Annotated in this window: 28 protein-coding genes and 1 pseudogene; 9 read left to right on the top strand and 20 right to left on the bottom strand. The window is 64.3% G+C overall.

The genetic code is table 11. From position 1 onward, the window contains the following. Positions 1–102: 102 nt before the first annotated feature. From ACGYLQ_RS06815 to ACGYLQ_RS06830, 4 genes are all read left to right on the top strand, one after another. Positions 103–576: a peroxiredoxin gene (locus tag ACGYLQ_RS06815; protein WP_322327569.1), complete on the top strand. Its 474-nt coding sequence runs from the start codon at positions 103–105 to the stop codon at positions 574–576. Continuing rightward, the gene (locus ACGYLQ_RS06820) at positions 573–1391 is read left to right on the top strand and encodes a ferritin-like domain-containing protein (protein ID WP_394441426.1); all 819 of its coding nucleotides are present in this window, start codon (positions 573–575) and stop codon (positions 1389–1391) included. The genes ACGYLQ_RS06815 and ACGYLQ_RS06820 overlap by 4 nt, the downstream gene beginning before the upstream one ends. A 194-nt stretch (positions 1392–1585) precedes the next feature. Further along, positions 1586–2914, top strand: coding sequence for a DUF5930 domain-containing protein (locus ACGYLQ_RS06825; protein ID WP_394441429.1), 1329 nt, complete (start codon positions 1586–1588; stop codon positions 2912–2914). After that, positions 2904–3404, top strand: a complete 501-nt coding sequence (locus ACGYLQ_RS06830; RefSeq protein WP_209217613.1) for a polymer-forming cytoskeletal protein — start codon at positions 2904–2906, stop codon at positions 3402–3404. The genes ACGYLQ_RS06825 and ACGYLQ_RS06830 overlap by 11 nt, the downstream gene beginning before the upstream one ends. Before the next feature lie 230 nt (positions 3405–3634). Here ACGYLQ_RS06830 and ACGYLQ_RS06835 read toward each other — a convergent pair whose 3' ends face one another. Together ACGYLQ_RS06835 and ACGYLQ_RS06840 are read right to left on the bottom strand one after the other, a co-directional pair. After that, positions 3635–4189 (bottom strand): peptidylprolyl isomerase, encoded by a 555-nt coding sequence (locus tag ACGYLQ_RS06835; protein ID WP_394408336.1) that lies wholly within the window; start codon positions 4187–4189, stop codon positions 3635–3637. Beyond that, complete coding sequence (locus ACGYLQ_RS06840; RefSeq protein ID WP_174858656.1) at positions 4182–4688, bottom strand: peptidylprolyl isomerase; 507 nt, start codon at positions 4686–4688, stop codon at positions 4182–4184. The genes ACGYLQ_RS06835 and ACGYLQ_RS06840 overlap by 8 nt, the downstream gene beginning before the upstream one ends. Positions 4689–4815: 127 nt before the next feature. Between ACGYLQ_RS06840 and ACGYLQ_RS06845 the strand changes: the two genes are divergently transcribed. From ACGYLQ_RS06845 to ACGYLQ_RS06865, 5 genes are all read left to right on the top strand, one after another. Beyond that, complete coding sequence (locus ACGYLQ_RS06845; protein WP_394441432.1) at positions 4816–6003, top strand: phosphoglycerate kinase; 1188 nt, start codon at positions 4816–4818, stop codon at positions 6001–6003. A gap of 112 nt (positions 6004–6115) precedes the next feature. Beyond that, complete coding sequence (locus tag ACGYLQ_RS06850) at positions 6116–6415, top strand: septum formation initiator family protein (protein ID WP_067265383.1); 300 nt, start codon at positions 6116–6118, stop codon at positions 6413–6415. A gap of 204 nt (positions 6416–6619) precedes the next feature. Beyond that, positions 6620–7627 (top strand): pyruvate dehydrogenase (acetyl-transferring) E1 component subunit alpha, encoded by a 1008-nt coding sequence (gene pdhA, locus ACGYLQ_RS06855; RefSeq protein ID WP_067265381.1) that lies wholly within the window; start codon positions 6620–6622, stop codon positions 7625–7627. A gap of 4 nt (positions 7628–7631) precedes the next feature. Beyond that, entirely contained in the window at positions 7632–9023 is a 1392-nt protein-coding gene (locus ACGYLQ_RS06860; RefSeq protein WP_394441435.1) for a pyruvate dehydrogenase complex E1 component subunit beta, read from the top strand. Between the two features lie 10 nt (positions 9024–9033). After that, positions 9034–10392 carry a pyruvate dehydrogenase complex dihydrolipoamide acetyltransferase gene (locus tag ACGYLQ_RS06865; protein ID WP_394441438.1) on the top strand — a complete coding sequence of 453 codons (1359 nt, stop codon included), beginning with the start codon at positions 9034–9036 and terminating at the stop codon, positions 10390–10392. 71 nt (positions 10393–10463) lie between these two features. Here ACGYLQ_RS06865 and cysE read toward each other — a convergent pair whose 3' ends face one another. The 18 genes and pseudogenes from cysE to ACGYLQ_RS06955 form a co-directional block, all read right to left on the bottom strand. Then, on the bottom strand, positions 10464–11276 hold the full coding sequence (gene cysE, locus ACGYLQ_RS06870; RefSeq protein WP_209217607.1) for a serine O-acetyltransferase: 813 nt from the start codon (positions 11274–11276) through the stop codon (positions 10464–10466). Positions 11277–11374: 98 nt separating this feature from the next. Next, positions 11375–15304, bottom strand: a complete 3930-nt coding sequence (locus ACGYLQ_RS06875; protein WP_394441441.1) for a glycoside hydrolase/phage tail family protein — start codon at positions 15302–15304, stop codon at positions 11375–11377. Then, positions 15304–15750: an NlpC/P60 family protein gene (locus tag ACGYLQ_RS06880; RefSeq protein ID WP_394441444.1), complete on the bottom strand. Its 447-nt coding sequence runs from the start codon at positions 15748–15750 to the stop codon at positions 15304–15306. Before ACGYLQ_RS06880 ends, ACGYLQ_RS06875 begins: the two co-directional genes overlap by 1 nt. Continuing rightward, positions 15747–16634 (bottom strand): DUF2163 domain-containing protein, encoded by an 888-nt coding sequence (locus ACGYLQ_RS06885; protein WP_394441447.1) that lies wholly within the window; start codon positions 16632–16634, stop codon positions 15747–15749. Before ACGYLQ_RS06885 ends, ACGYLQ_RS06880 begins: the two co-directional genes overlap by 4 nt. Continuing rightward, on the bottom strand, positions 16634–17266 hold the full coding sequence (locus ACGYLQ_RS06890; RefSeq protein WP_394441450.1) for a TIGR02217 family protein: 633 nt from the start codon (positions 17264–17266) through the stop codon (positions 16634–16636). The genes ACGYLQ_RS06885 and ACGYLQ_RS06890 overlap by 1 nt, the downstream gene beginning before the upstream one ends. A 27-nt stretch (positions 17267–17293) precedes the next feature. Further along, complete coding sequence (locus tag ACGYLQ_RS06895; RefSeq protein ID WP_271691527.1) at positions 17294–17953, bottom strand: phage tail tape measure protein; 660 nt, start codon at positions 17951–17953, stop codon at positions 17294–17296. Continuing rightward, a complete protein-coding gene (locus tag ACGYLQ_RS06900; protein ID WP_394441453.1) occupies positions 17946–18158 on the bottom strand; it encodes a rcc01693 family protein in 213 nt (70 codons plus the stop codon). Before ACGYLQ_RS06900 ends, ACGYLQ_RS06895 begins: the two co-directional genes overlap by 8 nt. Next, entirely contained in the window at positions 18155–18469 is a 315-nt protein-coding gene (locus ACGYLQ_RS06905) for a gene transfer agent family protein (protein ID WP_394441454.1), read from the bottom strand. Before ACGYLQ_RS06905 ends, ACGYLQ_RS06900 begins: the two co-directional genes overlap by 4 nt. Positions 18470–18471: 2 nt before the next feature. Continuing rightward, on the bottom strand, positions 18472–18894 hold the full coding sequence (locus tag ACGYLQ_RS06910) for a phage major tail protein, TP901-1 family (protein ID WP_067263135.1): 423 nt from the start codon (positions 18892–18894) through the stop codon (positions 18472–18474). 35 nt (positions 18895–18929) lie between these two features. After that, complete coding sequence (locus ACGYLQ_RS06915; protein WP_394412611.1) at positions 18930–19340, bottom strand: DUF3168 domain-containing protein; 411 nt, start codon at positions 19338–19340, stop codon at positions 18930–18932. Beyond that, a complete protein-coding gene (locus ACGYLQ_RS06920) occupies positions 19337–19675 on the bottom strand; it encodes a head-tail adaptor protein (protein WP_394441457.1) in 339 nt (112 codons plus the stop codon). Before ACGYLQ_RS06920 ends, ACGYLQ_RS06915 begins: the two co-directional genes overlap by 4 nt. Beyond that, the gene (locus ACGYLQ_RS06925) at positions 19672–20271 is read right to left on the bottom strand and encodes a head-tail connector protein (protein WP_394441460.1); all 600 of its coding nucleotides are present in this window, start codon (positions 20269–20271) and stop codon (positions 19672–19674) included. Before ACGYLQ_RS06925 ends, ACGYLQ_RS06920 begins: the two co-directional genes overlap by 4 nt. Before the next feature lie 166 nt (positions 20272–20437). Further along, entirely contained in the window at positions 20438–21616 is a 1179-nt protein-coding gene (locus ACGYLQ_RS06930; protein ID WP_394441463.1) for a phage major capsid protein, read from the bottom strand. Between the two features lie 29 nt (positions 21617–21645). Then, positions 21646–22260 (bottom strand): HK97 family phage prohead protease, encoded by a 615-nt coding sequence (locus ACGYLQ_RS06935; RefSeq protein WP_394441466.1) that lies wholly within the window; start codon positions 22258–22260, stop codon positions 21646–21648. A gap of 23 nt (positions 22261–22283) precedes the next feature. Next, entirely contained in the window at positions 22284–22508 is a 225-nt protein-coding gene (locus tag ACGYLQ_RS06940) for a hypothetical protein (RefSeq protein ID WP_067261871.1), read from the bottom strand. After that, positions 22501–23679: a phage portal protein gene (locus ACGYLQ_RS06945; protein ID WP_394441469.1), complete on the bottom strand. Its 1179-nt coding sequence runs from the start codon at positions 23677–23679 to the stop codon at positions 22501–22503. The genes ACGYLQ_RS06940 and ACGYLQ_RS06945 overlap by 8 nt, the downstream gene beginning before the upstream one ends. 131 nt (positions 23680–23810) lie before the next feature. Next, a pseudogene (locus ACGYLQ_RS06950) lies at positions 23811–25182 on the bottom strand (DNA-packaging protein). Further along, positions 25091–25435 (bottom strand): hypothetical protein, encoded by a 345-nt coding sequence (locus ACGYLQ_RS06955; RefSeq protein WP_067261859.1) that lies wholly within the window; start codon positions 25433–25435, stop codon positions 25091–25093. The pseudogene ACGYLQ_RS06950 and the gene ACGYLQ_RS06955 overlap by 92 nt, the downstream one beginning before the upstream one ends. Positions 25436–25438 lie beyond the last annotated feature (3 nt).

Genomic DNA, 25438 nt, shown 5'->3' on the forward strand with positions numbered 1-25438 from the left:
CCGGTTCGGATAGGGCGGCTTTCTGGGGCGGCTTTGACGTTGTCAAATCAGATGCAGTATGACAGCCCTGAACGACCCTTCACAAGCCAAAGGAACCGCCCCATGTCGCAGATCGGACCCCAGCCCGGCCAACCGGCCCCGGATTTCACCCTACCCGTGACCGGCGGTGGCGAGATCACGCTCTCTGCCTTGCGCGGCGCGCCGGTGGTTCTGTTCTTCTACCCGCGCGACGACACGCCCGGCTGCACCAAGGAATCGATCGGCTTTTCCGAGCGTTTGTCTGACTTCGCCGAGGCAGGCGTGCAGGTCTTCGGGATTTCGCGCGACAGCATGGACAAACACGACAAATTCGCCGCCAAACACGCGCTGACGGTGCCGCTTTTGTCAGACACCGATGGCGCGGTGACCGAAGCCTATGAGGTTTGGGTCGAAAAGAACATGTACGGCAAGAAATCCATGGGTATCGAACGCGCGACCTATCTGATCGACGCCGAAGGGCAGATCGCGCAGGTCTGGCGCAAGGTGAAGGTGCCCGGCCATGTGGATGCCGTGCTCGACGCGGTGCGCGGCGCATGATGCCGCTGGCGGAAATGGCCGAGGCGGTGCTGCGCACGGCGGATGGGCGCGAGAAGACGGCGCTGTCGCGGAAATATGCGGCGCAGTGGCTCTCGGCCCGCGAGGCCGGCGAACGCCCCGACGTGGGCCGCGCCGACCCGCCGCTGCACCCTGCCCGGCCCGCACAGCCCGAATTGCTCTCGCCCCGCGACGTCCCGCGCCGCCGCCCCGGCACGCCCGAAGGCCGCGCGGCGCTGCTCCATGCCGTGGCGCATATCGAGTTGAACGCCGTTGATCTGCATTGGGATGTGATCGCCCGCTTCTCCCATGTGCCGCTGCCCTTGGGCTTTTATGACGATTGGGTCAAAGCGGCGGATGACGAATCCAAACATTTCAATCTGATGTGCGATTGTCTTGAGGAAATGGGCAGCCATTACGGTGCCATGCCCGCCCATGCGGGCATGTGGCGCGCCGCCGAAGACACCGTGGACGATCTGATGGGCCGCCTCGCCGTGGTGCCGATGGTGCTGGAGGCCCGCGGCCTTGATGTGACCCCCGGCATGATCGAGATTTTCCGCAAAGCCAAGGCCGACAGCGCCGTGGCCGCGCTTGAGACGATCTATGCCGAAGAGGTCGCCCATGTGGCCTATGGCAGCAAGTGGTTTCACTTCCTCTGTGGCCGCCATGACGACGACCCAAAGGACCGTTTTCATGCCCTCGTGCGCAAGTATTTCCACGGCGATCTCAAGCCGCCCTTCAACGAGGAAAAGCGCGCCGAGGCCGGAATCCCGCCCGATTTCTACTGGCCCCTGACCGCGGATGGCGGGCCAAGCTGATCAGGGTCTGACGCAGCAAGTGCTTGGTATCGGCGGATTTTTGCCAATGAAAAAGCGCTTTTTCGGACGAATGGGGGATTGCCGCGCAGGCGCGGGTCAATAGGGTTGCCCCATTCGCGGGCACTGGCTATTGACGTTGGGCGCGAAGGGGCCGAGGCCCCGCGCAGCGACGGGACGGGACAAAGGACGAAAACGTGCGCACACGGATTGCCATCAAGACGCATGCTCTGCTTGAGCATTACTTTCCCGAACGCCGCGTCTTTTTGAAATCCGACAGCGACACACGTTTCATCCGCCTGCGGCCCGGCACCCAGATCCTTGGGCTGGCGGGGTCGGCCTTTCTGATCTCTTGGGCCATCATCGCCACCGCCATCATCTTGATGGATAGTATCGGTTCGGGCAATTTTCGCGAACAGGCCAAACGCGACCAGCGCACCTATCAGGCCCGGCTGAACGAGCTTTCCGCGCAGCGCGATCTGCGCGCCGAAGAGGCGCTTGCCGCCCAAGACCGCTTTAACGCCGCGCTGACGCAGATTTCCGTCATGCAGTCCGAACTGCTGGCCTCTGAGACCCGCCGCCGTGAATTGGAAACCGGGATCGAGGTGATCCAATCCACCCTGCGCGACACGATGAAAGACCGCCAGAAGGCCCGGCTGAAACTGGCCGAACTGGAAGGCAGCCTTGAGAATGGCGAAGCGGGCAGCCTGCGCGCCGATGCCGACCAAGCGCCGGTCGATTTCCTTGCCCAAGCCCTTGCCCGGACCGCGGCGGAGCGCGACAAGGTCGTGGTCGACGCGCAGGATGCGCTGCTGCAAGCCGATGAGATGGCCCAAGAAATCGCTCTGATGCGCGATCAGAACGACGCGATCTTCCGCCAGCTTGAAGAGGCGATGAGCGTCTCCGTCGCCCCGCTCGACAAGATGTTCCGCAGCGCGGGCATGCCGACTGACCGTATCCTCGCCACCGTGCGCCGGGGCTATTCGGGCCAAGGCGGGCCGATGACGCCGCTCTCCTTCACCACCCGCGGCGAAGAGATGAGCCCCGACACGCTGCGCGCGAACAAGCTGCTGGGCCAGATGGACCGGTTGAACCTCTACCGCATCGCCGCCGAAAAGGCGCCCTTCGCGAACCCGGTCAAAAACGCTTTCCGCTTCACCAGCCAGTTCGGCTATCGCCGCGATCCCAAGACCGGCGGCCGCCGGATGCACAAGGGCGTCGACTTTGCCGCCGGGATGGGCACGCCGCTTTATGCGACCGCCGATGGCGTGGTGATTCACGCAGGCTGGTCCTCGGGCTATGGCCGTCTGGTCAAGATCCAGCATGAGTTCGGCATCGAGACCCGTTATGCCCACATGTCCAAGCTGCGCGTGAAAGTTGGTCAAAGAGTCTCGCGCGGGCAGCATATTGGTGATATGGGAGCATCAGGACGGGTCACCGGTGTCCATCTCCACTATGAAGTCCGCGTAGGTGGCAAGGCTGTTAACCCCATGATCTATATCAAGGCTGCAAACGATGTTTTCTAAAAGCAAAATCAACGATCCCGCCCCTCAGGATGCAGATGTGTCCAAACCGGCACCCTCCGGTGCATCCTCGGCCCCCGCGCCCTCCAAGCAGAGCGAATTCAAGGCCAGCGCGCCCAAGGCCAAGCCGCCTGCATCCGTTCTGTCTTCGGACCTGCATGTGACCGGCAACATGAAAACGACGGGCGACGTTCAGGTTGAAGGCACCGTCGAAGGCGACATTCGCGCCCATCTGCTGACCATCGGTGAGACGGCGACGATCAAGGGCGAAGTGGTTGCCGATGACGTGGTGATCAATGGCCGCATCGTGGGCCGTGTGCGCGGCCTCAAGGTGCGCCTGACATCGACCGCGCGGGTGGAGGGCGACATCATCCACAAGACCATCGCGATCGAATCCGGCGCGCATTTCGAAGGCTCCGTGCAGCGTCAGGACGACCCGCTGAACCCCGGCGCGAAATCCGCACCCGCGCAGAAGCCGAACCCCGCATCCTAAGGTTTCGGCAGGCTGAACAGTCGCAGGCGTCGCAGGCAATGCGGCGCCTGTTTGCTTTTGGGGGGACAGGCTACGCTGCGCCCTGCCCGCTTCGCCAATATCAGTAGTTCGGAATATTCGCCCCGCTGCGTTGCTGGCAGACCACTGGCGATAACGCTCATTTCATCACGGCCTGAGCAGGCCGATGCGTGGGGAGAGCAAGCCCACCCCACGCGCTGCTAGTCGGGACGTTACTCGGTCACAGTGACCTTCTGCATCACGTCCGGCGTGCCCACGACGGCCCCGTTCGGGCCGGTGCCGCGCTTGATGGCATCGACCACGTCCTGCCCTTCGGTGACCTTGCCGACAACGGTGTACTGACCGTTGAGGAAAGGTGCTTCGTCGAACATGATGAAGAACTGGCTGTTGGCGCTGTCGGGGCTCTGGCTACGGGCCATGCCGACGACGCCTTTCTCATAGGCGATGTCCGAGAACTCGGCCTTAAGGTCGGGCTTCTCGGACCCGCCCATGCCGGCGCGGGCGGTGTCGCCATCGGCGCGGCCGAACTGCACGTCACCGGTCTGGGCCATAAAACCGTCGATCACGCGGTGAAAGACCACCCCGTCATAGGCGCCTTCCTCGGCCAGTTCGGTGATCTGCGCGACATGGTTGGGCGCAACGTCTTCGAGCAGGTCGATCTTGACGGTGCCATTGGCCTCGCCCGCGACCTCGATCTCGAGCCCGGTGGCCATGGCCGCCGAGCCGAGGAGCGCGAGAACTGCGCTGGAGGTGGCGATCTTACGCATCTGCGGCCACCTTGACGGAGATCATGCGGTCGGGGTTCGCAGGCGGCTCGCCCCGGGTGATCGCATCGACATGCTCCATGCCGGAAATGACCTGCCCGTAAACGGTGTACTGACCGTTGAGGAAGTCATTGTCCTTGAAGTTGATGAAGAACTGGCTGTTGGCGCTGTCGGGGTTGGCCGAACGGGCCGCACCGATGGTGCCGCGCGCGTGCGGAACCTTGGAGAATTCTGCGGGCAGGTTCGGCAGGTCCGAGCCGCCAGTGCCCGCCGCGCGCAGGTTGAAGTTGTCTTCCATGTTGCCATTGGCCACGTCGCCAGTCTGGGCCATGAAACCTTCGATCACGCGGTGGAAGGCGACGTTGTCGTATTTCCCGGCGCGGGCCAGTTCCTTCATCCGCTCCACATGTTTGGGCGCAAGGTCGGGCATCAACTCGATGGTGACGGTGCCGCCTTTCAGTTCCATCAGGATGGTGTTCTCGGGGTCTTTGATCTCGGCCATGGGGCAATCCTTTGATTTGTCTTTGCCAGATACCTAAGGAGCTTGGCCGCGATTGCCAAGCCGCGCATTGACCTGAGGACAGATAACAGCAAAACACAGCGCAACGGATTGGATTGGGAGAAGACCGATGGGCTGGAAATCACTGGACGATATGGAACTGGACGGCAAGCGCGTGCTCTTGCGCGTCGATATCAACGTGCCGGTCGAGGAGGGCCGCGTCACCGATGCCACGCGGATCGAGCGGATCGTGCCCACGGTGAACGACATCCTGTCGCGCGGCGGCAAGGTGACGCTGCTGGCGCATTTCGGACGGCCCAAGGGCAAGGTCGTCGAGGAGATGAGCCTGCGCCAAGTCCTTCCCGCGCTGGCAAAGGCCCTGGGCCGCGACGTGGCATTCCTGCCATCGCTGGACGCCGCAGGCGACGCGCAGGCCGATCTGCAACTCATGGAAAACATCCGCTTCTACCCCGGTGAAGAGGCCAATGACGAAGATTTCGCCCGCCAACTGGCCGCGCTCGGCGATATCTATTGCAACGATGCCTTCTCTGCCGCGCACCGCGCCCATGCCTCGACCGAGGCGCTGGCGCGGCTGCTGCCCGCCTGCGCGGGCCGTTTGATGCAGGCGGAACTCTCGGCGCTGGAGGCAGCACTTGCCAATCCCGAACGCCCGGTGGGCGCGGTCGTAGGCGGGGCCAAAGTCTCGACCAAGATCGCGCTTTTGGAAAACCTCGTGAACCGGCTCGACGTCTTGGTTATCGGCGGCGGCATGGCGAACACCTTCCTTGCCGCACTCGGGGCCGATCTGGGCAAATCGCTGGAAGAGCCGGACTACTACGACACGGCCAAGGACATCATGGCGCAGGCCGAAAAGGCAGGCTGCCGGGTCATCCTGCCGGTCGACGGTCTGGTCTCGCGGGAGTTCGCCAAGGGCGCGGCCCATGAGGTCGCCCCGCTTGGCCCCGATGCGAAGCTCTCGACAGATCAGATGGTGCTCGACGCGGGCCCTGAGACTGTCGCATTGGTCGAGACGGCCTTCGCCGAACTGCGTACCCTGATCTGGAACGGCCCCATGGGGGCCTTTGAAATCCCGCCCTTCGACACCGCCACCGTCGCCGCGGCCCAAGCCGCCGCCGCCAAGACCCGCGAGGGCACGCTGACCTCCGTCGCCGGGGGCGGTGACACGGTCGCGGCGCTGAACCAAGCGGGCGTGGCGGATGATTTCACCTATATCTCCACCGCCGGGGGCGCCTTCCTTGAATGGATGGAGGGCAAGACCCTGCCCGGCGTGGCCGCATTGGATGGGTCGGCTGCGTAAAAAGGCGATTTACCGCTAAAAACAACGGGTTTCCCGCAATTGTGGGATTCCCATGACGAATCGCCTGTGCCATACTGATGTCACGTCCGCCAAGAGACGCAGAGGCAGTACCATGACACGCAACACCCGTCCGGCTTTCGGCACATTGCTGTTCTTCGCAATCGCTTTCGCGCTGAGCCTGTATTTTACCTTTGCCGCCGTGCAGGGGGATTTCGGCCTGTTCCGCCGGACCGAGATCGTGGCCGAGAACCAAAAGCTGAGCGACCGTTTGGCCGAGGTCCGCGCCGAAGTTGCCCGAATGGAGAACCTGACCCGCCGCCTGTCGGACGACTACCTCGACCTTGATCTTCTGGACGAACGCGCGCGCAAAGTGCTGGGCATGGTCCGCACCGATGAGATCGTCATTCGCTGAGCTTCGCGGCGTATCGTCTATCGGCCCCTGCCCTGCGCCTGCGGCCTTGCAATCACACGAAATCTCTGGCCTCCTTCGCCTTGTCAGCCGTGGTGCGCGCACCACGTCACAAAGTCTCTCGCAATCCATTCTGGAATGCGTTAGGGAATAGTTTAACGCTAAACTACTTTTGGCACCTGACCAAAGCCGACGGAGGAGACGTCCATGGCCGCGAGGAAATCGAGCAAGAAACCCAATGTCTCGGCGGAGGAGCTGACCAGCTACTACCGCGACATGCTGCTGATCCGGCGGTTTGAAGAGAAAGCCGGACAACTTTACGGCATGGGGCTGATCGGGGGGTTCTGTCACCTCTATATCGGACAAGAAGCGGTCGTTGTCGGCCTCGAGGCCGCCGCCGAGGAAGGCGACAAGCGCATCACCTCCTACCGCGACCACGGCCATATGCTGGCCTGCGGCATGGACCCTAACGGCGTCATGGCCGAGCTGACGGGCCGCGAGGGCGGTTATTCCAAAGGCAAGGGCGGCTCGATGCATATGTTCTCGAAAGAGAAGCATTTCTACGGCGGCCATGGCATCGTCGCGGCGCAGGTGCCGCTTGGCGCGGGCCTTGCTTTTGCCGATCAATACAAGGGCAACGGGCGCGTCACCTTCACCTATTTCGGCGATGGTGCGGCGAACCAGGGCCAGGTCTATGAGACCTTCAACATGGCAGCACTTTGGAAGCTGCCGGTGATCTTTGTCATCGAGAACAACCAATACGCCATGGGCACCTCGCAGCAGCGCTCGACCTCCTCGGCCGAGATCTGGGAGCGCGGCCGCGCCTTCGGCATCCCCGGTGAGGCGGTTGACGGCATGGACGTGCTGGCTGTGAAGGAAGCCGGCCAGAAGGCCGTGGAACACGCCCGCAAGGACGGCCCCTATATTCTGGAGATCAAGACCTACCGCTACCGCGGCCACTCCATGTCCGACCCCGCGAAATACCGCACCCGCGAGGAAGTGCAGAAGATGCGCGACGAACGCGACCCGATCGAGGCCGTGCGCAGCCTGCTCTTGGAGGGCAACCACGCGAGCGAGGAAGATCTCAAGGCCATCGACAAGGAGATCAAGCAGATCGTGAACGAAAGCGCCGATTTCGCCAAGGAAAGCCCGGAGCCCAATCTCGACGAGCTCTGGACCGACATCTACGCAACCGAAGTTCCGCAGGAGGCCTGAAGCAATGGCAACCGAAATTCTCATGCCCGCCCTCAGCCCCACCATGGAAGAAGGCACGCTGGCGAAATGGCTGGTCAAGGAAGGCGACGAAGTCTCCTCTGGTGACATCCTCGCCGAGATCGAGACCGACAAGGCCACGATGGAATTCGAGGCCGTGGACGAAGGCACCATCGGCAAGATCCTGATCGAAGAAGGCACCGAAGGCGTGAAGGTGAACACCGCCATCGCCGTGCTCTTGGAAGAAGGCGAAAGCGCGGACGACATCGACACCGCAAAATCCGCCCCCGCCGAGGATAAGGGCGAAGAGGTTAAGCCCGCTGAGGCCAAATCCTCGGACGATGACCGCGAAACGCCTGCCGAGGGCAAGAAACAGCCCGAGCCCGACACCAGCCCCGATTGGCCCGAGGGCACCGAGATGAAGCAGCAAACCGTCCGCGAAGCGCTGCGCGACGCCATGGCCGAGGAAATGCGCCGCGACGAGAACGTCTTGCTCATGGGCGAGGAAGTGGCCGAGTACCAAGGCGCCTACAAGATTTCCCAAGGTCTGCTAGACGAATTCGGCGCCAAGCGCGTGATCGACACGCCGATCACCGAACACGGCTTTGCCGGTATCGGCGTCGGCGCGGCCTTCGGCGGTCTGCGCCCGATCGTCGAATTCATGACCTTCAACTTCGCCATGCAGGCGATGGACCAGATCATCAACTCCGCGGCCAAGACGCTTTACATGTCAGGTGGCCAGATGGGCGCGCCCATGGTCTTCCGCGGCCCCAACGGCGCTGCGGCCCGCGTCGGTGCCCAGCACAGCCAGGACTACGCCGCATGGTTCATGCAGATCCCCGGCCTCAAGGTCGCGATGCCCTATTCGGCCAGCGATTACAAAGGCTTGATGAAGTCCGCGATCCGTGACCCGAACCCGGTGATCTTCCTTGAGAACGAGATCCTCTACGGTCGCAGCTTCGATGTGCCGGACATCGAGGACTATACCGTCCCCTTCGGCAAGGCCCGGATCTGGCGCGAGGGCGCGGATGTCACCATCGTCAGCTTCGGCATTGGCATGACCTATGCGCTGGAAGCGGCCGAGAAACTGGCCGAAGACGGTATCGAGGCCGAGGTCATCGACCTGCGCACCCTGCGCCCGATGGACACCGAAACAGTGCTGAAATCCGTGATGAAGACCAACCGCTGCGTGACGGTCGAAGAAGGCTGGCCGCAGGGCTCGGTCGGTGGCTACATCAGCGGCGTGATCATGCAAGAGGCGTTTGACTACCTCGACGCCCCGGTCATCACCTGCACCGGCAAGGACGTGCCCATGCCCTATGCCGCCAACCTCGAAAAACACGCGCTGGTCACCACCGACGAGGTGATTGAGGCCGTGCGCAAAGTCACCTACCGGTAAGGAGCGGAACATGCCCACAGAAATTCTCATGCCCGCCCTTTCGCCCACGATGGAGGAAGGCACGCTCGCCAAGTGGCTGGTCAAGGAAGGGGACGAGGTCGCCTCCGGTGACATCCTCGCCGAGATTGAGACCGACAAGGCCACGATGGAGTTCGAGGCCGTCGACGAAGGCACCATCGGCAAAATCCTGATCGAAGAAGGCAGCGAAGGCGTGAAGGTAAACACGCCGATTGCGGTGCTGCTCGAAGAAGGCGAAAGCGCCGACGATATCGAGACATCCTCCGCCCCGGCCAAAGAAGAGAAACCTCAGGCCGAGGAAGCGCCCAAAGCAGCCGAGGCCGAAACGCCCGAAGCGGGCTATGGCCGCGGTGCGACGGATGCGAATGACGCGCCGACAAAGAGCGACGCCAAAGCCCCCGCCGCGCCCAAGGACGACAAGGGCGGGCGCATCTTCGCCTCCCCCCTCGCCCGCCGGATCGCCGCGGACAAGGGTCTCGACCTCACCCAAATCGAGGGCAGCGGCCCGCGCGGTCGGATTGTCAAAGCCGATGTGGAAAGCGCCAAGCCGACGGCTGCCAAGGCCGACAGCCCCGCCGCCGCCAAGGACGCCGCGCCGGTGACACAGCCCGCTCCCGCCGGCCCCTCCTCCGATGCCGTGCGCAAGATGTACGAGGATCGCGAGGTCGAAGAGGTCAAGCTCGACGGCATGCGCAAGACCATCGCCGCGCGGCTTACGGAGGCCAAGCAGACCGTGCCGCATTTCTACCTGCGCCGCGACATCCAGATCGACGCGCTGCTGTCCTTCCGCAGCGATCTGAACAAGCAGCTCGAAGCCCGCGGCGTGAAGCTCTCGGTCAACGATTTCATCATCAAAGCCTGCGCGCTGGCGCTGCAATCGGTGCCGGATGCCAACGCGGTCTGGGCCGGGGATCGTATCCTGAAGCTCAAGCCCTCGGACGTGGCCGTGGCCGTGGCCATCGAAGGCGGGCTCTTCACGCCGGTCTTGCAGGACGCCGACACCAAGTCGCTCTCGACCCTCTCGGCGCAGATGAAAGACCTCGCCACTCGCGCCCGCGACCGCAAGCTCGCTCCGCATGAGTATCAGGGCGGCAGTTTCGCGATCTCCAACCTTGGGATGTTCGGGATCGACAATTTCGACGCGGTCATCAACCCGCCGCATGGCGCGATCCTCGCCGTGGGGGCTGGTGTCAAAAAGCCGATCATCGGTAAGGACGGTGAGATTACGGCGGCGACAGTCATGTCCGTGACCCTCTCGGTCGACCACCGCGTGATCGACGGGGCGCTCGGGGCTCAGCTGTTGAACGCGATCGTTGAGAACCTTGAAAATCCGATGATCATGCTGGCCTAAGGGCTGCACCATCCAAACGAAGAAAGCCGGGGCATGCCCCGGCTTTTTTATTGCGATACTGGCCTCTGCCGTTATTCGGCGTCTGGCCCGAAAAGATGGTTCATCGACATCGACGGCTGATCGCAACCCGCCTCCCCTACAATCCGCGCGGGGATCCCGGCGACGGTTTTGCAGGCGGGCACAGGCTCCAGCACCACCGACCCCGCCGCGATGCGGCTGCAATGGCCGATAGAGATATTGCCCAAAACCTTCGCTCCCGCGCCGATCAACACGCCATTGCCGATCTTGGGGTGACGGTCCTCTTCCTCTTTGCCGGTCCCGCCAAGGGTCACCGAATGCAGCATCGAGACGTTGTCGCCCACCACCGCCGTCTCACCGATGACGATGGAATGCGCGTGGTCGATCATGATGCCCTTGCCCATCTTGGCCGCCGGATGGATATCCACGCCAAAAATCTCGCTCACCCGCATCTGGATGAAATAGGCCAGATCGCGCTTGCCCTTAGCATAGAGGTAGTGGCCCACCCGGTAGGCCTGCACCGCCTGATAGCCTTTGAAATATAGAATCGGCTGCAACAAACGGTGGCAGGCTGGGTCGCGGTCATAGATGGCCACGAGATCCGCGCGCGCCGCGGCGACGAGGTCCGGGTCTTCGGCATAGGCTTCTTCGACCATCTCGCGCACGACCATCATCGACATCTCGTTCGACGAAAGCTTGGCCGCGATGCGGTAGGAAAGCGCATTCTCGATCGATTTATGGTGCAGGATACAGGCGTGTACAAAGCCGCCGATCAACGGCTCATCACGCACCGCATCCTCGGCCTCTTGCTGAATCTGGTCCCAAACCGGGTCCACTTTCGAGATATTTCTGCGTGTCTGCGCCATGGCACGGGCTCCTTCACTCTGCCGTAAGGGTAGCTCATGCAATAGCGCAGGACCATTTGTAAATCCGCACATGCTCAAAATCGTGATAACGCGCGGGCCTATCCGGAAACGGTCAAACCTGTGGCCGGCCCCGCGCCATATGTGGCCGAGACCTGCGCCACCGTCACGTCAAACGCCCCGCTGACGCCATCCGCCGCCCGTGCCGCAGTGCTGTAGGTCCACCGCGGCGTATCGAGCAGCACCTCCCGCCGCTGCTCGCCGCCTTCGTAAACGCGTAAGAGATAGCGTTCACTTTCCTCGCCAAGCGGCACCTCCGGCCCCTCCCAAGCGTCGCCGTCGATCCGCGTTCGGCGAATCCAGCTAAGGGTGATATCGCCACTGGCCCCAGCCTCGGCCCGCAGATGACAGGGGCTGTAGGGCCGCAGACCATTCCCGTCGAAGGCATGAACCTGATGCAGGTAAGAGGGGTCATCCACCGGTCGCCGCGCAGGCCCGATGCGGTAATGCTGTGCCACACGGCGCAGATGCGGGCTCAGCTCGACCTGCTGTGGCGTCCCGTTCATCAGCACAAAGCGCGACCCGGCGGGCCAAACCTCGGGCATCAACCCATCGCTGCCTGCCTGCCCGCGCAAACGACCGGTCAGCCAATAGGTCATCGGGGCGACAAGCTGCGCCTCCTCAAACTGGAACAACTCCCAACGGTCCGCGCTCCCATCCCCGATGGCGGCAAGGTTCGCCCCATTTAAAAGCGCCTCTTTGCTAACGGACTGGAGGCTGCCGCTGGTCAATTTAACCTCCAGCACCGGCCCCGCGTCGATTAACCCTGGCGGTGCTGCTTGCAGCGGCGTTTGTGTAACGCCCATGATCGACCGGTTCGCCACGATGGCGTTCAGCGCATAATCCGAATCCACGGCAGAACGGTAGACCGCGACGGACCCCGGCCAAGGGGTCGCCGTCACCGCCAGATGCGGCGCATAGGGCACCTCATCCCCGCGCAAAAGCGGCAGGTCCATGAACTGCGGCAGAACCGGCAGCGGCGGGACGAAGGGGCGCAGCGCTGCAAGCTCTTCTTCTAGCGGTGCGGGATCATAGACTTCGGGCTCAATCCGAACGCCGTCGATCAGCAGGGAGCCGGCCTGTTCCACCCGGTCGATGCGGTAGCGCCCCGGCCCCTCCGCCCCATCGCCCGGCAGTTCGATCACATCCCCCGCCCCGACAGCCATCCGCGACGGCGGCAATGCCAGCCGCAGCGTCTCACGCGCGACGCGCGCTTCGGTCAGCCAGCGTTCGGCTACTTGCCGCCCCTCACCTCGGGTCAAGGCCATGTTCAGTTCGGTCCCGGTGACCGCATGGGTCGCCTCATCCGCCAGAACCGCCTCTTCGGCAATCGGGTCAAAATCCGCATCGGCCTGAACGAACCGCAGCCGCACACGGCCCGAGACTTCGGCCTCCGCCTCACGCAACTGCTCGGTCAGCCCGCTCAGGTCGGGGTGAACCGCGAGGCGATCGGGGTCGAGGGGAAGCGCATCTGCCCCGTCACGCATCCGAAACTGCAAAACCCCGTCGCGTTCGATCGCGTCAAACCCATAACGCAGCATCAGCGGTTGCAGCGCGGCACGCGCCTCGCCAACCTCGGCCACCGTATAGCCCCGCACATAGCCGAACAGCGCGGAGGTATCGAAATGCGCCACACCCGCCCGGCGGCAAATCTCGCCCACGACCGAGGCCAGCGACCGCGCCGAGGCGCGCCCGTTCAACCAATGGCCGCGGCTGTAATTCTCTCCATCGCTCCAGAGATCGACATTGTTGGGGAAGAAGGGAAAAGGCCGCGTGTCCCATGCCCAGACGAAGGCGCGCGTCATATCCAGCATCGGCGCGCCATATTCCTCCGAGATCGGATTATGCGCCGGATCGCGCCAGTAGTCCGAGATCGCCCGCAGATATTGCATCTGCATCAGATCGTCCCGTGCGCCGGTGGAATAATGCGGCAAGGCGCTTTCCGAGCTCTTCAGATCGAGGAACTTGTTGGGCTGGTTCGCCCCTTTGTCGATGGCCGCGCAGCCGTATTCCGTGAACCAGATCGGTTTCGACATCGGCTGCCATTCCGTTGGAGCGGCTTGCCGCTGCCCGCCGATACGCGGGTGGTGCGGGCTCTCCCACCAACGACGCAGGTCTTTGTAGCGGTACACCCACGGCTCATCATGCGCGCCATCGGTGATCGGCGTGCGGATCTGCGCGTCGCGGGCCTCAAGCGAATGGTAGTACCAGTCATAGCCCTCGCCGCCTTCGATGTTGGATTTCAGATAGCCGACATCGTAGATCGCGGGCCAGTTCTCGCCGTCCAGATGCCCTTCCTCATCGCGCCAATCGGACAGCGGCATGTAGTTGTCGATCCCGATGAAATCGATCTGCGGATCAGCCCATAGCGGATCGAGGTGAAAGAAGACATCGCCGCTGCCATCCTGCGGGTGATAGCCGAAATACTCAGACCAATCAGCGGCATAGCTGATCTTAACCTCCGGCCCCAATAAAGCGCGCACCTCTCCGGCCAAGGCCCGCAGCGCGGCCACTGCCGGGAAACTGTTCCCCGCCGCGCGTATCTGCGTCAGCCCCCGCATCTCCGAGGAGATGCAAAACGCCTCGACCCCGCCTGCGGCGGCGCAAAGCGCGGCATAGTGCAAGATGAAGCGCGACAGGGTCCATTCCTCGGGGCCGTTGTAGATGACCGAGCCTTCGCCCACCGCGAAATCCGCAGCCGTGACGGTTCCGAAAAACGCCGCCACCTCGGCCTCTGCCGCCGCCGTACCATCCGGGCTGCCCGGCCGCCCCGGGGCCACCGAAAGCGTGATCCGTCCGCGCCACGGCAAGCGGGGCTGGTCCTCGGCATCGCTATAGGGGTCCGGCAGCCCGTTGCCTTCGATCTGATCCATCAAGATAAACGGATAGAACATCACCGCCTTGCCCGCTGCCTTCAGCAAGTGAATGGCCTCGACCACCGCGGCATCGGCTGGCGTGCCGCCGTAGATCGGGCGCGCGTCTTGCTGGGTGATCACCTGTGCCGTGCCACGCGTCACGCCAGAGACCCGCCAAGGCATGTTCTCCCCATCGATATCCGGGTCTTCGACCTTGGGCCGCAGGCGACAGTCACGGCAGCGCAAATCGCCGCCAAACCACGACACGACGAGAGAGGCCGCTTCCAACCGTGGCAATTCCTCGGTCAGACTTTCCAAGGACACCACGAAATCGGTCTTGGCGGCGGGCGAGTTCACATTGGCGCTCCACCGGCTGCCGGGGCCGTCGGTGTAATGCACCGGGGTCGTCGCCAGCGCGTATTCCCCTGTGCCGGGGATCAGGGCGACCCCCTGAACCCCATAGGCGGGCGCATGCTCCCAGCCCGGCGCTTGCGGCTGCTCGGGGCGCATCACCTCAAACGAGAACTGCGGCACCCGGTTGCCAAATTGCGCAAGCGGGAGGTCTTCCATCACCACATAGGCCGTGCCGCGATAGGCCGGCACCCGGTCCGCGCCCTCGATCGCGGCGATGGTCGGGTCGGGCTGCTGGTCCGCCGCGCCCCGGTAAACGCGCATATTCAGATCGTCCGGGGCAATCTCCTCCCCATCCGCCCAGATGCGCCCGACGCTGGTGATCTCCCCTTCGCAGAGCGCGATGGCAAGGCTGACGGTATAGCTGTATTCGGTGGTCTTTGGCGTCGGCGGGCCGCCCTTTCCGCCGCCACTGACTTCGGTGACTTCTTGGAACTGCGACGCCCAGATGACATGCCCCGCCAGTCGCATCCGCCCGTAAAGCTGCGGGATCGCGGCCCCCTCGCCCGAGCCTGTCAGGCGAAAGCGATCCACCTTACCGGTTTCGACCGCCTCCCCGCCTTGGCCCAGCAAGCGTTGATCCATCAATCGCCCAAGGCTCGCCCCCACTGCGCGGCCCACCGCGACCGAAGACAGCCCCGCCAGCGTGCCCCCAATGGAGCCGCCAACCGCCGCCCCCGCTGCCGAAAGAACAATCGTCGCCATCAGGAGACCTCCTTAGGAAATACAAAACGCGCCACGATGCGCTGTTGCCATGGCGGGCTGAACGGGCTTTCCACCACCCCGTGCCGCGCATAGGCGTGAATGAAACTGGCGCTGGCCCCGACGCGGGCTTGCAGCCCAAGGTGCTTTGCCACCGCGCCCTGCCGCATTCGAAAAAGCAGCACGTCACCGGGGGCCGCATCACCGCTGTCTTTCACCGCCATATGCCGCAGTGCCGCCGCCCAGAGCCGCTCCTCCCCCTGCGGCTCGGACCAATCCATCGAATAGGGTGGCACCGCCTCAGGCTCCGCGCCCAGCAACTCCCGCCAAAGCCCCCGGATCAGCCCCAGACAATCGCAGCCCGCCCCCTTTGTCGCGGCCTGATGCACATAGGGCGTGCCGATCCATCCGCGGGCGGCCTGCACCAAACGCTCTCCCGTAGCACTCATCGGCGCGACCCGCCGCCATTCGCACCGTCCGACCGGGGCACGGCCATCATCCAATCCTCCCCCGGCAGATCGGGAAAGCCGCGGTAGTTCAGCAGGTTGTTGAATTTCAGCCGACAGGTCTCCATCCGCTTGTCGCAGCCTGCGGTAAGCCGGATACGGGTGCCCGCCGCCACTGCGCCGCGGATCGGCTGCCAAAGCTCGATCACGCGCTGCCCGTCCTCATGGTAGTCACGTTTGACCATGCCCCAGAGCCCCGCCGCCGGCCCCTCCAGCACATCAAGCCGCCCCCGGGCGAACCAACCCTCCTCGTAGCCCGGAAAAGCGGCCCAACGAAAATACTGCGCCTCCGACACCGTCTCGACCGAGCGCGTCTCGGCATAGCCGGGCGCGGTGAGATCGAACCGGCAATCGCTATCCCCCAACACCGCCGAACAGGGCTTTTGATAGACCCGCCCCATAGGCCGGTTGAGCGGTTCCGTCAGCCCGCGCAACTCAGCGCGAAAGCTGCCTCCCGCACGGTGCATCTCACCGATTGAGCCGCGAAATTGCAGCCGTCGCTGCGCGGGATCCGCCCAGTTCACCAGCCACGCCTGCACCTCGGCGCCGTCAAAGCGGCCCTGTTCGATCTCATCCTCGCGGATCGCATCATCGCTGAGCGCGCCAAGCGCTTCAGTGTTATCAACCGCCAGCCCGCTGGTCTGGGCCAGCGCCCGCGCGCTCAGCCCGGTATCGGCGCGAAAGGTGATCCCGTCGAACACCAGCGGCATGTCGTGATCGGTAAAGGCAAACACCACCCCATCCGCGCGCGTCACCTGCCAGCAATGGCAGAGCGTCGTCACCCCCTGCGCGATATGGGCTGCAAAGCCCCTGTCCAGCCCCGCCATCAGACCCGCACCTCGATCACCGGCACGTCGGGCACCTGTCCGGCCTGAAAGCTCTCGACCGAGACCAGAATGCGGTCGGTATCAAAGCGCACCGGCACGTCGAACTCGAAGCCCGCGAAAATCTCGATCTCAGGGTCGGGCGGATGGGCGAAGGTGATGATCCCGCTTTCTGCGTCGACCTCATATTCGACACCCTCGCGCAACTCATCCTGCTCAAGCCCCACGCGCACGGTCCCCGCGACCGGTTTGGTGATCGGACGGCGATAGGACTGCGTGCCCGAGCGGTAGGTCTTGGTCAGTTGAAACGCCGCCCGGGCCCCATCCCCATAGCCGATGCTCTGATCGTCGAAAGCCACCGGAAGCGCCATTTTGCCCGACTTATAATCGGCCCAATCCTTCCAGCGAAACCCGTACATCTGCCCCATACGCGCCTCGAAAAAGGCAATCAGCACCTGTAGATCATCGATTGAGCGCATCCCCAGCCCGGCATCATAGACCCGCCGCGAATGGGCCCAGGGCGTGTTGCGCTCCTCATGACCGTTGGCCAAGGTGACCACATCTGTCTGCCGCCTCGGCCCCCCGACAGAGCCAAAGCTTAGCGACGGGGGAAATCTGACCTCGTGAAACTGCATGATCTACTCCTTTATCCGCCGCGTGGCCTATCGGTTGCGGTTGCCGGTGCTGAGGGCACGGCTCAACTGCGCGGCAATCTGGCTTTGGCTGCGCTGAAACCCCTGCACATCGGGGGTGGTGATATTCATCACGATGGTCGTCGCCCCGCCGCCGTTGCCGCGCACGCCCAGCTTGCCATCCGCCCCCCGTGCCAAGGGCATGATCGCCTCCGGCCCGGCCTCGCCCATCAGCCCCGTGCCGCCGCGCATGGGAAAGGCCGTCGCCGAGGTGACCACCCCGCCCTGCGCGAAGGGCATGACCTTACCTTGCGAGAAAGGCGCACCATCGGCGAAGGGCAATATCCCCTCTACGATGCTGCCCACGCCCTCGCTGATCAGCCCGCCGAAATGGTCCGTCACCGGGCGCATCGCGGCATTGTAGGTCGTGCGGATCATCGACTGCGCCAAGTCGCTCAGCGCGTCCGAGAGTTTGGCCCCGTCAAAGACCACCCCATCAAAGGCCCGCCGCAACCCACGGCTTAGCCCTTTCTCAAGGGTCGCCACGTCTTTGCCCGTCGCGGCAAGCGCGCCGCGCATCCGCCGCAGCTCACCATCGAACCCGGCCACCAAACCGTTGGTCTGCGCCAGCGTCTCATTCAGCCCCTCGGCGCGGCTCTCAAGGTTCTCGAAATCGTCAAAGTCAGCCATCACCGGCCCCTTTCGTCTCATCTGGATAGGCCGACATCAGCGCGGCGAGACCGTCGCTCAGCAGCGGCGCGGGTCCGGACTTCGGCCCCAGCATCAACTGCAACTCCGCCGGCGTCAGCGCCCAGAATTGATCCGGCGGCAGCCCCAATCGCGACAGCCCCACCCGCAGCAACGCGGGCCAGTCAAAGCCTCGTGCCGCGCTCACGCCTGCACCGTAAAGGCGCGCGCCAGCAATTCCGCCGCGGCCCGTGCCGCCGCCATCGGCCCACCCTCGATCTGCGCGTGCTCAAGCGTGGCGGCATCCATCTCCGCCCCACCCCCGCGCAGCCCGGCAAGCAACAGGGCCACGACATCACGGCTCGAAAAACGATTGCTTTCAAACCGTTCCACCAGAGCCACGAGGCTGTCGGCCTGCAACGCCGCCTCCAACTCGGCCAAGGCCCCGAGGGTCAGCCGCGCCCCATAAAGTTCGCCATCAATCACGAGGCTCACCTCGCCACGCCATGGGTTCGTCATGCTCACACCACCACATCGGGGGTAAAGATCAGCTCCCCCGCCGATTGCAGGCTAAGCTCAAAGGTGGCCTCCCCATTCAGCGACCCCGCGTATTCCAAAGCGGAGACCTGAAACGGCCCCTGCACCACGCCGAAATCCGGAATGATCACCTGAAAATCCGGCGTCAGCCCGTTGAAAAACAACTGCCGCGCCCGTTCATCCGTGCCCGCATCGCGAAACACCCCCGACCCGCTGATCGCGGCTGAACGGACACCCGCACCCGCCAGCAACTCCCGCCACCCGCCGCTTGAATCGAGCGAGGTCACATCCACCGTTTCGGCGTTGAAACTCACCCGTTTGGCCCTGAGCCCGGCGATCGTCTCGAACTGCCCATCGCTGGTCATATCCACTTTGACCAAAAGGTCCTTGCCCGCTTGAACTGCCATCACTGTCTCCTCGCACCAATCTGAAATCTAAAGTCTTATGCGTCCGCGACCCGGGCGCGGAATTGCAGGTCGATCCGCCGGGCAGAGGCCCCGTCGATCCGCCGCGCCGTCGCTTTGAGAAAGGCCATATCCACCACGCGCCCCCGGCTGAGCGCCGGCTCCGCCCCATGCAGCAGGTCTGAGATCACCGCCGCGCAGCCCTTCGCCGTGCTGAACCCCGGCGCGCTGGTGACCACCGACAGGGTCAGCCGATGCTCCGCCCCCGCGCCCTGCGGGTCCGACAGGTCCTTCGCCACCTCTTGGCCCAGCAGTACATAGGTCTCTGGCAGGCTCCCCCCCGGCACCGCGTCAAAGACCGCGTCACCGATCAGCGCGGTGAGCCCCGGATCGCTCTGCAACAGGTCATAAACCGCCGCCTGCAATGCCCCTGAAAGCGCATAGGTCATACCGCCACCTCCTCATCGGCAAAACAGATCAGATGCCGCCCGCCCGCATCGCTTTCGGCCACCGCCCGGATCACGAAGACCCGCGTGCCCTCGCGAAACCGCTGCTCGGGGGTTGGTCGCTGCGGGGCACCTTCCGGCGCCGCACGCACTGTGATCTTGACCCCCATCCGGCTGACGGCCACCCCGCCCTGCGCAGTCTCCCGCCCCGTCCGCGCGCGCACCTCGGCCCAGAGAGTGCCCACGGGCTGCCAGACCTCGCGATGCCCTCCCGCGCCATCGCTCACGCGCTGCGGCGCTTCCAATACAAGGGGCCGGTTCAACTGCGGGCGGCTCATGCCGTCCCCCCAAAGCCGAGGCGCACTCGGCGGTAGCGTTCGATCAGGCTGCTGACTCCAAAGGGCATGCACCCTTCGCCGAGCGCCGTGTCGTCGCGGTATTCGTAGTAATGCGCCGCCAGCAGCATCACCGCTTGGGCCAAATCATCCGGCAACCCGCCCCAATCAGCGGCCATGCCCGCGTCAAAACTGATCAGCGCGGCCCCCGCGCTTGGGATGCGCGGCAGGGCGGCGGTGCTGGCCCGCAAACGCGGCGTTTGCGCATCGCGCTCCAGCCAGTAGCGCTCGGGGTCCACCGCCGTCTCCACCCCATCCCGCGCCACCAGCGCCACCCGCGCGATCTCTTGCACAGGGGCCACGGGCAAGACCTGCACCGCCGCATCGCGCCAAAAGGTCAGCGACAGGGCAAACCGCCGAATGATCAACACCTTGCCCGTCCGCGCCTCCACCGCCGCCATCGCCGCGCGCAGGAAGCTGCGCAATACCGGGTCTTGAAGGCCGTCCTGCGCAAAGCCGGTGCCAAGGCGCAGATGCATTCTGAAGGCCTCAACCGGCAAGACCGCATCCGGCACATTTGTCTCTTCGATCAACATCATCGAACGTCTCCAAAAATCGCTCCCGCGCCCCTTGGGGCCATGCGGTTATTCCCGGACGCGCACCGGTTGCATTGCTCGGTCGGAGGGGAGCAGCTAGACAACGCAACCTCGCAGGCGCACGTCCGGACCGGGGCCAAGTTGCCCCGGCCCCGGCTTCGGCACCGGCTTAGGCCAGGCCGAATTTCATCAGCTTGATCGCCGCGAAATCGCTCACGTCGCCGCCGACACGTTGGGTGGCATAGAACAGCACATGCGGCTTGGCGCTGAACGGGTCGCGCAGGATCCGCAGATCGGGGCGCTCGGCCACGGTGTAGCCTGCGGAAAAGTCGCCAAAGGCGATGGCCATCGCATCGGTCGCCGGATCGGGCATGTCCTCTGCCACCAGCACCGGATAGCCCATAAGCCGCGCAGGCTCGCCTGCCGCCAACCCGTCGGACCACAGGAACCGCCCATCGGTGTCTTTCAACTTGCGCACCTTGGCCGTGGTCTTGGAGTTCATCACGAAGACCGCATTCTTGCGGTAAGCCGCGCCAAGGGCATAGACCAACTCGATGATCGCATCGGCCTCGGGGTTGGCGTTGGTGCCGCTGGGGACATAGCCTAGATTGCCCCAAGTCCAGACGTCGTTGTCCACCGCCGGATGGCTCAGAAAACCTGTAGGCTTGTCGATGCCGTCACCGCTGACAAAGGCCGCCGCCTCGGCCCGAGCAAATTTGTCGGCGATACGCCCCGCCAGCCAACCTTCGATATCAAAGGCGCTGTCATCCAGCAGACGTTGGCTCGCCTTGGGCAGGGCGCTCAGCTCATGCAGCGGCACGGTGATCCGGTCGATCTGGGGCGTGTCCGTCTCGGCCTGCGCGCCGCTTTCGGTCGCCCAACCAGCGCCCACATCGGCGTGATCGACCAGCACGTCATAAGACGTGGCCTCCACCTGCACCACCGAGGCAATCGCGCGGATCGACGCCCCCGCATTCAGCACAGACTGCACCCGGTCGGCGGTTTGCGGATCCACCAGATAGCCGCCGTCCGAATTGACCGCCGTCGACATCGATTTGCCGTCCAGTTCCAGCCCCCGCAGCCCGTCGTCATCGCCGTTGCGCAGATAGGCGCCAAAGGCTTTCTTATGCGGCGCATCGTGATCGATCGCGCCCCCCAAAGGGCTGCGGGCAGGCAGGGTCATCTTGCGGTCCATCATGGCAATTCGCTCTTCTGATTGTTGAAGTTTCGTATTGATCTCGGCCCGAAAGCCGTTGAAGTCACTGACAAAACCGCTCACGGCCTGCCGCACTTCCTCCGCCGGAGACAGGTCTTTGCCCGCCTTTGTGCTCATCTCACTCTTGGTCATCGCTTTTCCTTCGATCTGCTCAGTCAAACTCAGGCTCTGCCCCGCACCATCTCGGCCCGCGCGGCATCAAAGGCCGCCGCCATCTCGCGCAGGACATGGCCTACGGCCCTGAACTCCCCCTTGGCCCCGACCCGCGCCGAGGGCAGCATCGGAAAGGTCACCAAGGACACCTCCCAAAGCTCCAGTTCCGACAACAGCCGCAGCCCTTTGGTGGTCTTGCCCGCCTTCACGGTGCGGTAGCCGATGCTGAGCCCGTCGATGGCCCCCGCCTCGATCAGCGCCGCCGCCTCCCGGCCCTTGGCCACAGTGCTAAGGATGCGCCCCTTGACCCAAAGACCCCGGCCATCCTCGCGCACCTCGTCCCAAACGCCGATGGGCTGGGCCGGATCGTGCTGCCACAGCATCTTGACGCTGCGTCCCGCCTTCGCGACCGCCGCAAGGCTCGCCGCATAGGCCCCCGCCTGAACCACATCGCCGCCCTGATCGACCGCGCCAAAGAGGCTGGCATAGCCGCTGATCTCCAGCCCATCCTCCACCGGCGTCACCCTGCCGAAATGGGCAAATTTATGCTCCAACCCGCCGCCCGCAGGCACAGCTTCCCCGTTCTCCGGCCAGCCGCCGGAGGCATCCAATTGATAAGTCATCGTATTTTCCCTCGTTCAGCCCGCTATGGCGCCACCGCCAGAAAGGATTGCACCGCCTGCGCCAAGATCACCGCCACCACGCCGTAGACCGTCAGCCACAGCCGCCGTTCCAACCGCTCCATCATCTGCTCGATCCGGTCGAGCCGCTTTTGCATGTTCTCGCGATGCACCGCGCTGAGAGTCTCATGCGCCTGAAGCCGCAACCCCGGCGCGCATTCGAAGCGCTCGATCTCACGCAGCTCAGGCATTATCGGCCACCGCCGGAAGCCCCAACAGGCTGCGTTTCTCTGCATCGCTCAGAAACGCCGCCGCAGACACCCGCGCCCATTGCGCATCACGCTCCGCCGCCAATGCAGGCACTTGGTCGAGGTCCGGCTTCAAACTCACCGCCGCCCCCAGATACCCGCTCAGCCACTCCGCCAGCGCCGCCGTCACCCGTGTCGCCAAAGGCAGCACCGTCAGACGATAGAACGCCCGATGCGCCTCTTGATAATTCGCGTAAGTGGCATCGCTTTGCACCCCGATCAGCATCGGCGGCACCCCAAAGGCAAGCGCGATCTCCCGCGCCGCACTCTCCTTGGTCTTTTGAAACTCCATATCCGAGGGCGAAAAGCCCATCGGCTTCCAGTCGAGCCCACCCTCCAGCAGCATCGGCCGCCCGGCATTGCGCGCGCCCTGATGATGGCTCTCCATCTCGCTCACCAGCCGGTCATACTGATCCTCACTCAGCTTGCCCTGCCCCTCGGCCCCGCGATAGACGATCGCACCAGAGGGCCGCGCGGCATTGTCCAACAGCGCTTTCGACCAACGGCTCGCCGCGTTATGCACATCCATCGCCATGGCCGCCGCCTGCATGGGGCTGAACCCGTAGTGATCGTCCTGCGGGTGAAAGTTGCGGATATGACAAACCGGCGTCGCCGCACCGCTCGCATCGAAACGGTGCTTGCGCCCGCCCACCGCGTATTCATAGGCCACTGGCCAGCCATCTGCCCCCGGCACCACGCTCATCCGGTCCGAGCGCAGCACATGCAGTTCTACCGGCAAACCGCTCTCACCGCCCACGGCTTCGACATAGCCATCGCCGCTCAAAAGCATCTGCCCATAAAGCGCCTCAAGCATCTCCGCCCGGCCCTGGCCCGCATTCGGGCGGCGCATCAGCTCGATCAGCGGGTGTTCGTCATAGCGCCGCGCGCTGTCCTGCACGACCAGCGGCAACGCCGCCGCAGCCTCGGCAATCAGCTTGACCGAGCGAAACCCAACCGGATTGCCGCAGAACCCGGCACGCGTCAGGCTCACGCTATCGCGCGGGCTCCAAGCGACACGGCCCGAGGTCTGATAGGCGACGACCGGCCCCGTGGCGGATGCTTTGCGCTCCGCTGTCTCACCTGCCGCGCCACGCCGTAGAAAATCGAATACCATGTCGTCGCTCCTCATTCTGCCCTGCCCCGGCGGCGAAGACCTGCCCCGCATTGCCCGGCGTTGTCAGACTTTCCCCGAAATCCATTAACGCTGAAGAAACCCACCGTGCGCTGTCCCACGCAACAGCCCGATCAGAGGCTCCGCACCCCTGGGCTGCGCCACTGCGCGGCAGGCTCGATCATCAGCTCATGCAGCGCCCAAACCAGCGCATCGACGCGGTCCGGGCTGCCCTTGCCCTCGTAGCCCCGCGCCGTCATCAGACACATCTGATCCTCCAGCGCATCAAGCCCCGGCAAATGGCTCACCCGCCCCTGCTCATAAAGCGCGGCCACAGGCTCCGCCCGCGCCACCTTGCCCCGGGCCGCATGCACGGTCTTGAGCGAGACCAGCGGATCGACCTGTCGCAAGACCTCGGCCACCAACTGCCCGCCCTGATTGACCTCAGCCACCAACCGATCCGCTCCGTAGCGCGTCATCGCCGCAATCGCCGCCTGCGCCCAGCCATTGGGCGTGGCCCCCTGCACCGTGCAATCGGCCAGCACCACCGCCCGCCACTCCTGCGGCGACCCCTTGGTCAGCGCCCCCACCACCACGATCCCGCACTCATCCGAGCCCGCTCCACTCGTCGTCGCCGGGTCGAGGCCCACCACGATCCGGTCCAGATCCGGCACCTCTCGCACCCGCCCCGCCTCCAGCAAAGCCGAGGTCCACAGCGCCCCCTCCGCGTCCGCCAAGAGCACGCCATCCAACTCCTGCCGCCCTAGCCGCGTGCCACGGTAGCGCGCCCGCACTTCTTCCAGAAACGACCCCGCCAGATTGGCCGCATTCGCCTCCGTCGGCGCATGGGTCGTCACCGTCGAAGGCGCGGCCAAAAGCGCCTTCAACACATCCACGTTGCGCGGCGTCGTCGTCACGCAGACCTGAGGCCGCTCGCCCAAGCGCAGCGCAAACTGCAACTGATCCCAAGCCTCCTGCCCGCGCTTCCATTTCGCCAATTCATCCACCGAAAGCCGCATCAAACTGCGGCCCGCGCAGCCCTTCGGGGTCATGCGCCGTATGCACCGTGGCAATCGCCCCATTCGGCCAGACCAACCGCTTGCGCGTCGCCTCCCAATCGGGCCGCCGATCCGGCGGGCTACAGGCCAGAATGCCGCTGTCGCCAAAGATCATCACCTCGCGCACCTGCTCGATGGTCTCGCCCACCAGCGCCACGCGGCTGCACGCACCGGGGTCGAGCGGCAGGCTCCCTTCAACCTTGCTGCGCACCCATTCCGCACCGGCCCGGGTCTTGCCCGCTCCGCGCCCGCCCATGATCACCCATGTCCGCCAATCGCCCTCAGGCGGCAGTTGGTGGTCAAGCGCCCAGAACTCAAACAAAAAAGGGAGAGCCAGAAGCTCTCCCTCACCGAGTTCATTCAGAAACTGCGCCTGGGTCTGAGCATCGGCGCAGGCGATCCAGCTTGCACCCGATGTCAGCCCGCGCTTTGTCCATGTCGAGGGCATAGCCCCCGCGCGCGATTCCAGCTTGTCGGTTTCTACAGTCATTCAGCGTGTTCTCCGCTTTCAGGCAATGCGCCAGCAGTCCCGCCACTTTGGACGTTTTGCCAGACACCGCAGTTTCCTTGAGTTCCCCCCCGGACCGGGCCTGTTCCGTCAGACCTTCGATTTCCCGACGCAGCGCGCCGATTGCTTCTTGGAGACCGCGCAGGATTTCCGCGCTGTCTTCCGTCTCTTGCTCCGGGGTAATGATCGTCATCGC

This window comes from Sulfitobacter sp. 1A12779, from assembly GCF_043557315.1.
Taxonomy (GTDB): Bacteria; Pseudomonadota; Alphaproteobacteria; order Rhodobacterales; family Rhodobacteraceae; genus Sulfitobacter; species Sulfitobacter faviae.

What these genes read in the sequence shown, in the direction of transcription:
- ACGYLQ_RS06945 (WP_394441469.1), bottom strand. Translation starts at nt 23,679, where the DNA reads ATGGTATTCGATTTTCTACGGCGTGGCGCGGCAGGTGAGACAGCGGAG.
- ACGYLQ_RS06835 (WP_394408336.1), bottom strand. Translation starts at nt 4,189, where the DNA reads ATGCGTAAGATCGCCACCTCCAGCGCAGTTCTCGCGCTCCTCGGCTCG.
- ACGYLQ_RS06875 (WP_394441441.1), bottom strand. Translation starts at nt 15,304, where the DNA reads ATGGCGACGATTGTTCTTTCGGCAGCGGGGGCGGCGGTTGGCGGCTCC.
- ACGYLQ_RS06885 (WP_394441447.1), bottom strand. Translation starts at nt 16,634, where the DNA reads ATGGCGGGGCTGGACAGGGGCTTTGCAGCCCATATCGCGCAGGGGGTG.
- ACGYLQ_RS06905 (WP_394441454.1), bottom strand. Translation starts at nt 18,469, where the DNA reads ATGACGAACCCATGGCGTGGCGAGGTGAGCCTCGTGATTGATGGCGAA.
- cysE (WP_209217607.1), bottom strand. Translation starts at nt 11,276, where the DNA reads ATGGCGCAGACACGCAGAAATATCTCGAAAGTGGACCCGGTTTGGGAC.
- ACGYLQ_RS06890 (WP_394441450.1), bottom strand. Translation starts at nt 17,266, where the DNA reads ATGCAGTTTCACGAGGTCAGATTTCCCCCGTCGCTAAGCTTTGGCTCT.
- ACGYLQ_RS06920 (WP_394441457.1), bottom strand. Translation starts at nt 19,675, where the DNA reads ATGAGCCGCCCGCAGTTGAACCGGCCCCTTGTATTGGAAGCGCCGCAG.
- ACGYLQ_RS06840 (WP_174858656.1), bottom strand. Translation starts at nt 4,688, where the DNA reads ATGGCCGAGATCAAAGACCCCGAGAACACCATCCTGATGGAACTGAAA.
- ACGYLQ_RS06820 (WP_394441426.1), top strand. Translation starts at nt 573, where the DNA reads ATGATGCCGCTGGCGGAAATGGCCGAGGCGGTGCTGCGCACGGCGGAT.
- ACGYLQ_RS06915 (WP_394412611.1), bottom strand. Translation starts at nt 19,340, where the DNA reads ATGACCTATGCGCTTTCAGGGGCATTGCAGGCGGCGGTTTATGACCTG.
- ACGYLQ_RS06930 (WP_394441463.1), bottom strand. Translation starts at nt 21,616, where the DNA reads ATGACCAAGAGTGAGATGAGCACAAAGGCGGGCAAAGACCTGTCTCCG.
- ACGYLQ_RS06845 (WP_394441432.1), top strand. Translation starts at nt 4,816, where the DNA reads ATGGGCTGGAAATCACTGGACGATATGGAACTGGACGGCAAGCGCGTG.
- ACGYLQ_RS06955 (WP_067261859.1), bottom strand. Translation starts at nt 25,435, where the DNA reads ATGACGATCATTACCCCGGAGCAAGAGACGGAAGACAGCGCGGAAATC.
- pdhA (WP_067265381.1), top strand. Translation starts at nt 6,620, where the DNA reads ATGGCCGCGAGGAAATCGAGCAAGAAACCCAATGTCTCGGCGGAGGAG.
- ACGYLQ_RS06940 (WP_067261871.1), bottom strand. Translation starts at nt 22,508, where the DNA reads ATGCCTGAGCTGCGTGAGATCGAGCGCTTCGAATGCGCGCCGGGGTTG.
- ACGYLQ_RS06815 (WP_322327569.1), top strand. Translation starts at nt 103, where the DNA reads ATGTCGCAGATCGGACCCCAGCCCGGCCAACCGGCCCCGGATTTCACC.
- ACGYLQ_RS06860 (WP_394441435.1), top strand. Translation starts at nt 7,632, where the DNA reads ATGGCAACCGAAATTCTCATGCCCGCCCTCAGCCCCACCATGGAAGAA.
- ACGYLQ_RS06880 (WP_394441444.1), bottom strand. Translation starts at nt 15,750, where the DNA reads ATGAGTGCTACGGGAGAGCGTTTGGTGCAGGCCGCCCGCGGATGGATC.
- ACGYLQ_RS06865 (WP_394441438.1), top strand. Translation starts at nt 9,034, where the DNA reads ATGCCCACAGAAATTCTCATGCCCGCCCTTTCGCCCACGATGGAGGAA.
- ACGYLQ_RS06850 (WP_067265383.1), top strand. Translation starts at nt 6,116, where the DNA reads ATGACACGCAACACCCGTCCGGCTTTCGGCACATTGCTGTTCTTCGCA.
- ACGYLQ_RS06925 (WP_394441460.1), bottom strand. Translation starts at nt 20,271, where the DNA reads ATGATGTTGATCGAAGAGACAAATGTGCCGGATGCGGTCTTGCCGGTT.
- ACGYLQ_RS06935 (WP_394441466.1), bottom strand. Translation starts at nt 22,260, where the DNA reads ATGACTTATCAATTGGATGCCTCCGGCGGCTGGCCGGAGAACGGGGAA.
- ACGYLQ_RS06910 (WP_067263135.1), bottom strand. Translation starts at nt 18,894, where the DNA reads ATGGCAGTTCAAGCGGGCAAGGACCTTTTGGTCAAAGTGGATATGACC.
- ACGYLQ_RS06830 (WP_209217613.1), top strand. Translation starts at nt 2,904, where the DNA reads ATGTTTTCTAAAAGCAAAATCAACGATCCCGCCCCTCAGGATGCAGAT.
- ACGYLQ_RS06895 (WP_271691527.1), bottom strand. Translation starts at nt 17,953, where the DNA reads ATGGCTGACTTTGACGATTTCGAGAACCTTGAGAGCCGCGCCGAGGGG.